At 50.7% G+C, this 10,853-nt stretch carries 9 protein-coding genes and 1 pseudogene; 3 read left to right on the top strand and 7 right to left on the bottom strand.

Features of this window, described 5'->3' with window-relative positions:
* Positions 1-165: 165 nt before the first annotated feature.
* The 3 genes and pseudogenes from R2K26_RS10850 to xerC all read left to right on the top strand — a co-directional run.
* The gene (locus R2K26_RS10850) at positions 166-753 is read left to right on the top strand and encodes a hypothetical protein (RefSeq protein ID WP_396897243.1); all 588 of its coding nucleotides are present in this window, start codon (positions 166-168) and stop codon (positions 751-753) included.
* 96 nt (positions 754-849) lie between these two features.
* The gene (locus R2K26_RS10855; protein WP_316520995.1) at positions 850-2,052 is read left to right on the top strand and encodes a site-specific integrase; all 1,203 of its coding nucleotides are present in this window, start codon (positions 850-852) and stop codon (positions 2,050-2,052) included.
* Positions 2,016-3,002, top strand: a pseudogene (gene xerC / locus R2K26_RS10860) (tyrosine recombinase XerC); the annotation flags it as partial. The gene R2K26_RS10855 and the pseudogene xerC, both read left to right, overlap by 37 nt.
* 198 nt (positions 3,003-3,200) lie before the next feature.
* Here the strand turns inward: xerC and R2K26_RS10865 are convergent.
* From R2K26_RS10865 to R2K26_RS10895, 7 genes are all read right to left on the bottom strand, one after another.
* Complete coding sequence (locus R2K26_RS10865; RefSeq protein ID WP_278604265.1) at positions 3,201-4,733, bottom strand: recombinase family protein; 1,533 nt, start codon at positions 4,731-4,733, stop codon at positions 3,201-3,203.
* Positions 4,730-6,367 (bottom strand): recombinase family protein, encoded by a 1,638-nt coding sequence (locus R2K26_RS10870; RefSeq protein WP_087225075.1) that lies wholly within the window; start codon positions 6,365-6,367, stop codon positions 4,730-4,732. Before R2K26_RS10870 ends, R2K26_RS10865 begins: the two co-directional genes overlap by 4 nt.
* Before the next feature lies 1 nt (position 6,368).
* Positions 6,369-7,988 carry a recombinase family protein gene (locus tag R2K26_RS10875; RefSeq protein ID WP_316521004.1) on the bottom strand — a complete coding sequence of 540 codons (1,620 nt, stop codon included), beginning with the start codon at positions 7,986-7,988 and terminating at the stop codon, positions 6,369-6,371.
* A 145-nt stretch (positions 7,989-8,133) separates the two neighbouring features.
* The gene (locus R2K26_RS10880; RefSeq protein ID WP_087180054.1) at positions 8,134-8,364 is read right to left on the bottom strand and encodes a DUF6870 family protein; all 231 of its coding nucleotides are present in this window, start codon (positions 8,362-8,364) and stop codon (positions 8,134-8,136) included.
* 650 nt (positions 8,365-9,014) lie between these two features.
* Positions 9,015-9,440, bottom strand: a complete 426-nt coding sequence (locus R2K26_RS10885) for an RNA polymerase sigma factor (protein ID WP_067536939.1) — start codon at positions 9,438-9,440, stop codon at positions 9,015-9,017.
* Between the two features lie 513 nt (positions 9,441-9,953).
* Positions 9,954-10,259 (bottom strand): helix-turn-helix domain-containing protein, encoded by a 306-nt coding sequence (locus R2K26_RS10890; protein ID WP_396897244.1) that lies wholly within the window; start codon positions 10,257-10,259, stop codon positions 9,954-9,956.
* Positions 10,260-10,474: 215 nt separating this feature from the next.
* Positions 10,475-10,837 (bottom strand): metal-dependent transcriptional regulator, encoded by a 363-nt coding sequence (locus R2K26_RS10895; RefSeq protein WP_316521011.1) that lies wholly within the window; start codon positions 10,835-10,837, stop codon positions 10,475-10,477.
* Positions 10,838-10,853 lie beyond the last annotated feature (16 nt).

Raw genomic sequence — 10,853 nt, forward strand, 5'->3', positions numbered from 1 at the left:
GGCTGTGAATGAATAGAGAGCCGGATACAGCGAGAGTTGTAAGTCCGGTTCGGGGGCGAGTGCCTGGAAACCTACCGCAGCAATGCGGCAAGGCGCTGGGTACTTAGCCTACTGAACTCGGTAAACTTTGAAAACGGCCAGAAGTTTCACCAGAGCGCCCGGGAGATGCAGCAGGCCAAGGAATACAGCAACCAGCTCTGCCGGGAGTATGGCTTGTCCTTCACCGAGAGCAAGGCAGATCCGTTCCGTATTCCTGCTTGGAAGAAACGGCTGTGCCGTACCATTAAGGAAGCTATGGAGAACTGTGCTACCCGTGAGGAGTTCATCGCATTCATGGCGGAGTACGGCTACAAGGTGCGATGGGAGCCGAATCAAAAATACATCACCTACACCACACCGGAGAATGTCCGATGCAGAGACAATAAGCTCTTCGACCAGACGCTTCTGCGCAGCAGCATGGAAGCCTACTTCGATATGGGCGGCTGTGAGTATCTGGAAAGCCGCATCGATGCCACCGAGTACGGTGAACTCCTGCCTACGGTGGACGATGCCGTCTGCGGTTTGATCTCCATTCTGGATGCGATGAACACCGGCGACAATGACCGCTTCCATCTGGAAACGCTGCATCACAGTAAGCAGGAGATCCAGCGCATTCTGGAACGCGGCGGCAAGATCGACCGCACGGTGGAATACGCCGTAGATGACGAAGATGAAGAGTACGAGCAGTACCACGGGTTTTCTATGCGGATGTAATGGCAAACCATTTCAAAGTTCTGATAGCTATTTCCGCAAAAGTGTGGTAGTTGTTTGTGTTGCAAAAAGAAAATGAATCCAAAGGAAGTGAAATACATGGCAAAACGAAGACCGGCCGGCGACGGCATGGTGCGCAAGCGGGAGGACGGACGCTGGGAGGGCCGCATCGTCATTGGCCACAAGGAAAACGGCGAGCCGCTGTTCCGTCATGTCTACGCCAAGACGCAAAAGGCACTGCTGGACAAGCTCCACCAGAACATCGAGTGCTACCGTGATGTGGAGCTGACCGAGGACAGCCGGATGACCTTGGGCGAGTGGCTGGACCGCTGGCTCGCAGAATACAAGGCGGGCACAGTGCGGTCCGGTACGCTCGAGGGCTACCGCCGCTACATCGAATACTACATCAAGCCGCAGTTGGGTGACAAGCAGATCTCGCTTATCTCTCAGCAGGATATCCAGCGGATGTACCACCGTCTGAAAACGGAGGGGCGCATCCGCGAGCACCCCGAGATGGGGCATCAGCTCTCTGACTCCATGGTGCGCCACATCCATACCACCCTCCACACCGCGCTGAAGGACGCGGTGCAGGCCCATGTCATTCCCAGAAATCCCACCGAAGGTACAACGGCGCCCAAACCCAACTACAAGCCCAAGCGCATTCTGACCGGCGAGGAGCTGGACGCCTTTCTCGCGGTGGTGGAGCGGGACGAGGTGTGGCGGGACTTCTTTCAGACGGAGCTGATGACCGGCCTGCGCCGCGGTGAGATCTGCGGTCTGCAGTGGAGCGACTTCGACGGGAATGCCGGCACGCTGAAGGTGTGCCGCACCCTCCACAGCCAGAGGAAGGGTGAGTACACCGTCGGCGAGACAAAAACGGGAAAGGGAATGCGTACCATCCTCCTGCCGAAGACGGTGGCGGACATCCTGCGGCGGCGCAAGGCGGATACCATCAGTCAATGGATATTCCCCGACCCAGCGAAGCCGGAGGATCCTGTCAACTCCGGCTCGGCCTACCTCCACATGAAAACGCTGCTCCGGCGGGCGGGGCTGCCCAGTATTCGCTTCCACGATCTGCGCCACACCTTCGCCACCCACGCCCTCACCAGCGGCGTGGATGCCAAAACGCTGTCTGGAATTCTGGGACACACCAATGCGTCCTTCACGCTGGACACCTATACCCATGTCACCTCAGATATGCAGAAGACAGCCTCGGGCATCGTGGGCGGCTTCATGGAGGATATCTTCGGAAAGGAGTTGAAACCGTGGCAAGAAAACGAAAAGCCGGCGACGGAACCGTAAGGCAGCGCAAGGACGGGCGGTGGGAGGGGCGAGTTGTCATCGGCTATGATGACAATGGCTACCCCAAGACGAAAAATGTCCTCGCCAAGACGAAGAAGGAGTGCGTCGAGAAGCTCCAAAAGCTCAAGGAGGAATGCGGCGGGCTGAAGCCCGAAAAAGTGCGGTCTGAGATGCCCTTCGGGGACTGGCTGACATACTGGTACGAGAATCACTCCAAGCCTAAGATCCGCCCAACTACGCAGGAGACCTACGAGAGCCGCATCCACCTGCATATCATTCCGGAGATTGGGAACATCCCGCTGAACAAGCTGACGCAGAATGACCTGCAGCAGTTCTACGGTCGGCTCAAGAAAAGCGGCCGGAAGCGGTTCACCGACAAGTACGGCGAAGGGCTGTCCGACCGAATGGTGCGTATGTGCCACGCCACCTGCCGCTCCGCATTGGAGAAGGCGGTGCAGGATGGGCTGATCCGTGTGAACCCGGCCATCGGCTGCAAGCTGCCGCCGAAAAAGGCACGGGAGATGCAGGTGCTGACGCGGGAGGAGCTGCAACGGTTTCTCATTCAGGCAAAGTTCGAGGGGTACTACGAAGTCTTCCTTCTGGACTTGGCAACCGGCCTGCGCCGGGGTGAGCTGATGGCGCTGCAATGGGACGACCTGAACTTCAAAACCGGCGTGCTGAATGTGAACAAGCAGGTCTACGATGTGCGGGGCCAACTTCAAATCAGCACGCCCAAGACGAAGAACTCCGTCCGCAAGATCGTCCTGCCGCCTGCTGTGGTGGCGGTGCTGCGGGAGTACAAAAAGACGGTGAACTCCCGCTGGATGTTCCCGTCGCCGGTGAAGGAGGACTGTCCCATCACCCCCGGCGTGGTGCGCCGCAGGTTGCAGCTCATCCTGGAACACGCAGGGTGCAAGCATGTTAGATTTCATGATCTGCGCCACCCTTATGTCAAGTCCACGACAAAAAAATATTTATTTTTTCTTGTCCCCACGTTCCAGCTTTCTTGATAGGAATTTTGCCGCCTCCCGTTTCTGTTCGGCGGCAAAAAACGCATAAAGTCGCTCCTTTTCTTCCGGCAGCATACACCCAAAAGTTGTGCCGCCTTTTCTGCAATAAAACGCAATCCGCATAACCAATTCCTTTCCTCAGTCGTGAGTTGTAAAGCTGTCCCTTATCTTAAAGGCAATATCTACCCGTTTATCAGGATAAACATAAATCTTATCAATCAGAAGATCAACTAATTCCGAAGTCAGCCCATCGCTTTCCGTCAGCATCCGGGAAATATCCATCTGCTGGCGCTGGTGCTGCCGTTCTTCCTGTTCGGCTTCAAGACGGGCCATGACAACCGCTTTGGTATTCTGTACTTCCAACAGTTTTTCACTGATCTGCTCTTTTTGATCCTTGTATTCCAAGAGCGGAATCCTGCCGGAAACAAGAGCTTCATACAGTTTCCGCTTTTCTTCCTGCAGTTCAAAAATCTGCCGGTCAAAGTCAGCTTGACGTATAGCAACGGTATCTACCTTACGGAGATCCGCTAAGCTGTCAATACCGAAGGCTACCTGAAACTGTTTGCATAGCAATTCATATACAAGCTGGTTCAGTTCTTTTTCCCGGATATGAATGTTATAGCAGTCAAGTGAAGGAATCGTGCTGGAAAAGCGGCACCGGTAAGATGTCCCATTTGCCAGGTGCAAGGCATGTTTACAGCATCCGCAGATAACCTTCCCACGCAGGAGATAGTCGTGTTTTTTCCTATTTGGAATCTTAAAACGCTGAATAGAGGCATTGGCTTTTGAAAAGATTTCCTCATTCACCAGCGGTATATGATGGTCCGGTATTTTGATCCAGTCGCTTTCCGCTTTGCTCCGCATCTTGTGGCCGCCGATTTCTGTAACCTCTCTTTTGCCAATCACATAAGTGCCCATATATCGTTCGTCAGCAAGAATCCGAAGCACAGTAGAATTGCACCACATTCCGTGAGTTCTTGAAACATCGTGTGTCTTAATCCCCTTTCGGGCCTTATGCTCTCCGGGTGTGGGAATCTGCTGACGGGAAAGTTCCCGCGCAATATCGGTTGCGTTCATGCCATTTACGGCATATTCAAAAATTTTCTGTACTACTTCGGAAGTCTCCGGGTCCGGCACCATCCGTCCGTTTTCCCCTTTGCGATAACCGTAAGGGCAAATTTTACTTTGGTATTCGCCCCGCTGGAACTTCAGGTATTTGGCCGTTTTGGTCTTTACCGACATATCACGGCTATAATACTCGCTGATTAAATACTTGAAGGCGACTTCCATACCGCCGGTATCGCCTTTCAGCTTTTGGGTATCAAAATCATCATTGACAGAGATAAAGCGGGTATGGAACAGCGGAAATACCCGCTCGATAAAATAGCCTGTTTCCAAACTGTTGCGGCCAAAGCGGGAAAAATCCTTTACCATGATACAGTCAATCCGATTAGCCCGTACCAGGTCAAGCAATTCCTGCACCGCAGGGCGCTCGAAGTTTGCCCCGCTGTACCCGTTATCTACAAATTCCGTAAGTTCCGCATTAGCATATTCCGGCAGTTCAGAGGCATATTCCCGAAGGATGTTTCTCTGGCTGGAAATACTCATACTGTCTGTTTTGGCGTCCTCCAAAGAGAGACGGATGTAAAGAGCAATCCTGTACTTCTTCATTCTGCCTCCGCCTCCTTAAACGCCTCAAATTCTGCGCGGAACGTGAATTTTACATCTACCTGTTTATCCGGGTAGACTGTGATCCGCTCAATCAACCGCTCAATGAGGGCGGCAGTCAGGACGCCTCCACTCAAAAGTTCCTGTTCGTCTTTTTCCAGATCTTTGCACTTTTCAGCCTGCTTCTGGCGGACATCAGCCTGCTTTTCGTAAAAAGCAAGCTCCTTTTGCGCTGCCTGTATCTGCTTTTCATAGGTCGCTTTCAGGTCGAAGTATTCTTCACTGTCAATCGCACCGTTCATCAGATTTTCATAAAGAGTCTGCAAAAGCTCACGGCTTTGGTTAAACTGCAGCTTTGCCCGGTTGACTTTCTCACGGGAAGCAGCTTCTTTTTCGTGCTTTTGCATGTTGTCTTTCAGAAGCAGCGCGTAATCCCCCAGGACGGCGGCAAGTTCCCTTTTAAGAATATCCAGTATCGTTGCGATCAGCTCGGTTTCGCTGATGGAAACGCCAGTGCATTTATCTTTATGTACCCTGGTAGGGGTCAGGCAGTGGAAGCGATATGAACCATTGCATTGTTGGCGCTGCCGATGCAGGCTTCTCCCGCAGTCTCCACAGAAGATACGCCCCTTAAAAATATTGGGCGTGTATGGGATAACCGGGTGCTTCTTGCTTTCCTCGGCCACTTCTGCCCGGTACTTCTGAACGGCATCGAAAATCTCTTTGGAAACGATAGGCTCATGGGTTCCAGTAACGACAATCAGGTTTTCCTCGCCTGCGGGCACCTGCCGGTGAAGGACCGTTTTTGTTCGCCCTTGCACCATGTCGCCGGTATATTTATCCTCCTTCAAAATCTTGGCAACTGTCCAGGTCTGCCAGTAGCCACGCCCTGCTAACGCCTGATGGGTGATCTCCCCGGTTTGCATCTTATACATTCCGGGAGAAGGGTAGTTTCCTTCATTGAGCAGAAGCACAATCCGGTTGAGGGGGACTTTTTCATAAGCCCACTGGAAAATCTGGCGTACCACAGGAGCCGCCACCGGATCAATAATCAATTTGTGGCAGTCATCAGGGTCTTTCATATATCCAAATGGCGCCCTGCCACCCACATACTTGCCCTCTTTCATATCCTGACGGGCCTGGGCCTTTATCTTACGTCCTATGTCCAGAGCATAGGCTTCGTTAATCATATTTTTCAGCGGAAGGATAATACCGCCGTGGAGATTATCAGGATTTTCAGAATCAAATTGATCCGTAACGCTGATGAACCGGACATTATGGGAAGGGAAATACCGCTCAATGTAATATCCCGTGTCAATGGCATTGCGTCCCAGGCGTGAAAGGTCTTTGACAATCACACAGCCTACTTTGCCGGATTCAATATCCGAAAGCATCCGTTGGAAGCCGTCACGGTTAAAATTCGTTCCTGTTGCTCCATTGTCGATATAAATGTCATAAAGACGCAGTTCAGGTTTTCCCAATAGGAATTTTTCGAGAACCAGCTTTTGCGTTTCGATAGAATTTCCACGTTTATTGTTATCCTCCACAGACAGCCGGATATACAGCGCCGTGCTGATAAACGGGGAAGCAGGCATGGCAGCCTGCGCCATAGTATGTTTCCTGCTCTTTCTCGCCATTTCAGACCACCATCCTTTCCTGTACCGGCGTAATCAGGGCGAGGGCTTTTTCATATTCGTCCTGATAATTAAATTGAATCTGCAATTCGTCTTTCCCCAGCACTGTAATCACCTGCACAAGTTGGATCACCGCCTTGCGGTCCAGTTCTTCCAGATCGGAAAAACGCCTGAAATTCTCAATCCAGCGATTCCGCTCACTCCGGTTTTCCATTACATCGGTCCGTTTTTCCTTAAGGGCGGCAACTGCCTGTTCCAGTTGGGTGATACGGGCGCTGTAACTGCTTTTGTTATAAAGGAACTCCGACTTGTCCAGAAAGCCGTTTACCATGCTCTCATACAGTTTCATCTTATATTGACGAATCTGCTCCAACTGCTGCTCATTCTGGGCGATCTGCCGCGAATACTCCTTGATAAGTTCACGGTTGATACGGCTCTGGTCTATGCCGGATAAGATTTCATCCAGAGAGACTACATTGGCAATAAACCCTTTCAGGCTGTCCCGCACGCACTCCATCAGCTCATGTTCCTTTACCATGACCGGATGGGCGCAGCCGTTCTTCTTTCCGGTAGGACAATAGTAATAGTGATATTCTTTGTCTTTGTAGCGGTTCGTTTTGCGTACCATCCGGCTGCCGCAGCAGCCGCAGACCAGTATGCCGGAAAACAGATAGACTTTATCTTTTTGGGGAGATGTACGGGTGTCCAGGTTGCGAATCCTTTGCACCAGGTCAAAATCATTCCGATCAATAATGGCTTCGTGAGCATTTTCCACGCGAATCCACTCGGAGGAAGGGCGGCTCTCCATCTCTTTCAGTTTGAAGTGCTGAGAACCCTTTCGACCCTGAACCAGCGTGCCGGTATAAGTTTCATCCTGCAAGATCCGGGTGACGGTATTGGCCGACCACCGGCAATCCTTCCGGTCTGTATAGCCTTTCTTGGCATGGGGAAGGCCATAATACTTTTTATATGCCAAAGGAGAGAGCGTACCCAGCCGGTTCAGCTCATTTGCGATAGCGTAGGGGCTGAATCCTTCCAGGCGCATCCTGAAAATGCTCCGCACCACCTGGGCAGCATATTCGTCTACTACAAGAAGATTATGGTTATCTTCGGATTTACGATAGCCGTAAACCGGGAAAGCTCCAACGAAATCCCCATTCTTACGCTTAGTTTCCAGGGAACTTCTCGTTTTGATGGAAATATCCCGTGCGTAAGCTTCATTCATAATGTTCTTTACTGATACAGTCAGGTCATCGCCTGTGCTCTCATTGAGAGTATCAATATTGTCATTGATGGCAATAAACCTCACGCCATAGGCCGGAAAGACACGGCGCATATAGCGGCCAGTCTCAATATACTCACGGCCAAGACGGGAAAGGTCTTTGACGATGACACAGTTGATCTTTCCCTCCATGATGTCATCCATCATTTCTTTAAAAGCCGGACGGTCAAAGATAACCCCGCTGTACCCATCGTCTACCTTTTCGGAAACCAGCTCGATCTCCGGGTGGCGGCTCACGAAATCTTCGATCAGCTTTCGCTGGTTGCCTACACTGTTGCTTTCGTTTGATTTGTCATCCGTGTAAGATAAGCGGATGTATTTGGCAGCTTTATAAACCTGCATAGAAAAACACTCCTTTCATCACGGAAAAATCCCCGCAATTCAAGGAGTGCAGTCTACGTATCGGTATTCAATTCCTTTTCCATGTTTATTATAACGCTCCATGCGGGAAAAATCAGCCCCCAAAATAAAAAAATATCAATAATTTTCAGCGTAGGATTCCGCGGAGGCATTCTTCCAGGGTAGCGCCTCCTTGGGAAAAACTTGCCCTGACAACAAATCCGCCGCATTTGAAATGATACGGGTCCCGGATCTGCCGGACAAACTCGGCAATCCTTTCTTCCCGCGGCAGGTCCTTATTGACAGATACATCCCGGATGTCGGCAAGTCTGTCTGCTTCCGGGGTATGTATGACCGTATAGGCCGGTGTTTGAGTCATAACAACAGCTCCTTTCTTTTCATACTGGATCATCAAAATCACATGAATAAGGCCGGACACACAAAAAGAGCGGCCCGGCCTCATGGTATCTGATTTCGATTTTATAAGAATCCATGCCGCTGCTCGAAAATCAAAACAACGGCATGGATGTTTTCTTAGTAGCTTGCCGTATTTGCCACGCCCCCCGGCAGGCCCTTTTCCGGGCCGGGGATGCCACAGGCTGCGGCCAGCTTTACCGCATCATAGCCCTGCTTGTGCCGTCGCTTCGCCAGAGCTAACGAACACAGAAGGGACTCCCCCCAAGTCTTTGACGGGTCGTGAGAAAGTATCATTATACCCTGTATCAGTCATCGCGTCTGGCCTGCCACAGCCAGATCAATGGATAGCGTAGATCGCTCGGACGGTTGGGCTTCATCACCTCCTTAAAGCCGCCTGTCATCGCGCCGCTCCATTTGCCGCTCGGAATACAGGGAAAGTACCTATGGCACCGTATATGCAGTTTTCAAGGTCCAGATGAAGGATTGGGAGCTTGTCTGCATATACAGGTGGGTGTGGCACCGTTGAAGGTTCTCACTCACCGAAATGGCATTGTCCCAAAAAATTGTCCTTCTATAAGTCGTGACATTTTCGGGGGTACATTTATAGGGGGTTTAGAAATTTTCTTCTAAAATTTTTTCCAGACGCCGAAGTCCGCGCCGAATACTTTCATGGACAGCATGGAGAGAAACACCTTCCATCTTGGCAATATCCATCAGGGTAATGCCGAGAATATAGTGAGCGTACACACGCTGGCGTTGTTTCTCTGGCAATGAAGAAATCGCCTGGTACAGCCGTTCTTCCTCCAGGTGCCTTTCTACGATCTCCTGCAGCGTTGGGGTAAAAAGAACAGCTTCGCGTTCAATATCATCCCCATAATCAAGAGAAAGAAATGCCTTATGCCGGTATGTACGGCGGCGATATGCCACTTCTTTTCGCTGATATTCTACCAGCACATCTACAACCTCATCGGGCAGGCTGATAAACAGATCCGTTTTATATATTTCCGGGTAAAATTCCCGCAGATTGATTTCTTTCATGGTAATCCTCCAATTTCGATTTTTGAGTGGGTTAATGGGCAAATCGAAATCAGAGGGGCGGTGATCTACACCGTACAGGTCCGGCGGCAGGCTTGTCCTGCGCCTTATTTGTAAAAAAGAGCGCCCACCGTACAGCGGTAAGCTGCGCCTGTCGTATTCCGTCACCATCTGACGGAGCAGAATGGAAAATGCAAAATCCTGTCGAATGAAAAAACCCCGCAATCCATCGCAGGATTACGGGGTTTGAATCTCTTTTATATGACCGGCTATGTCGAGGCCGGTATTCTGACCTCGGCAGCATTTTCCATGCCCTCCTTTATTGAAGGAGAGCAGAGTTACCTATTATGTCCACCTCCCTCATTTTGGGGCATTATATAGGGATAAATGCTATAATTCTTCCAGAAGCGTCATGGTTTTACTGAATTTAATCAACAATACATGACAAAATCAGGCATTATCCACACAGCAGAAAAAGCGAAAATTTAAGGGTGCGGCAGAAATACCGCACCCTTTCTATATTTCAAATTTGTAGCCTACACCATAGACGCTTTTTACATAATCCGGCAAGTCGGGGGCAACCCGGAGTTTCTTTCGCAGGTTGCTTATGTGGTTGTTGATCGCTTTCCGGGAATAGTAGGAATAATCCTCGTGCCATACCAGATCCAGGAGCATTTCATAAGTGAACACCCGCTTTGGATTCAGTATGAGCAAAGCAAAGATTTCAAATTCCTTGACCGTTAGCGGAATTATCTGGCTCCGTACAGTAACAAGGCGCTGCTCTAAGCAGAAATATAAAGCACCTTCCCGGATTTCCGTCAATGGCTGATCTGCCTGCGGAGGGATAAAATACTGGCCTCGAAGAAGTGTTAAGTATGGGACATCAGCCGGAATATTGCCAGCCTCATAGTCACAAACAAACTGAGCCAGCTCCTTCTTTTGGCTGGTAGAAAGCAGAGCAAATAGCTTTTCACCGATCTGCCTGCCGGAATCTCTTAAATCCAGTACGGCTAATTTCCCATGTTATCACCACCTCCTTAGTCCTCTAAAGCATCTTTCAGCTTTTGAAAGGATTCATTGCTAATAACATGTTCAATCCGGCAGGCGTCGGCCTCCGCTGTCCTGGGGTCAACGCCTGCGGCGATAAGCTGCTCAGTAAAAAAGCAATGGCGCTCGTAGATTTTTTCGGCAACCTCGCGGCCTATATCGGTCAAATGGAGAAAGTGATCTTCGTCCATCGTGAGAAAGCCGCCGTCCCGCAAGGTAGCCACCGCATGGCACACGCTGGGCTTTGACACCTCCATGTGCCGGGCCACATCTACGGACCGCACCATACCGAGTTTCTTTTGAAGAACAAGGATGGTTTCCAGATAGTCCTCCCCGGACGCATGAAGTTTCATAAAGACCTCCCTTCGC

Source organism: Neglectibacter sp. CSJ-5, assembly GCF_032490475.1.
Classification (GTDB): Bacteria; Bacillota; Clostridia; order Oscillospirales; family Acutalibacteraceae; genus Hominenteromicrobium; species Hominenteromicrobium mulieris.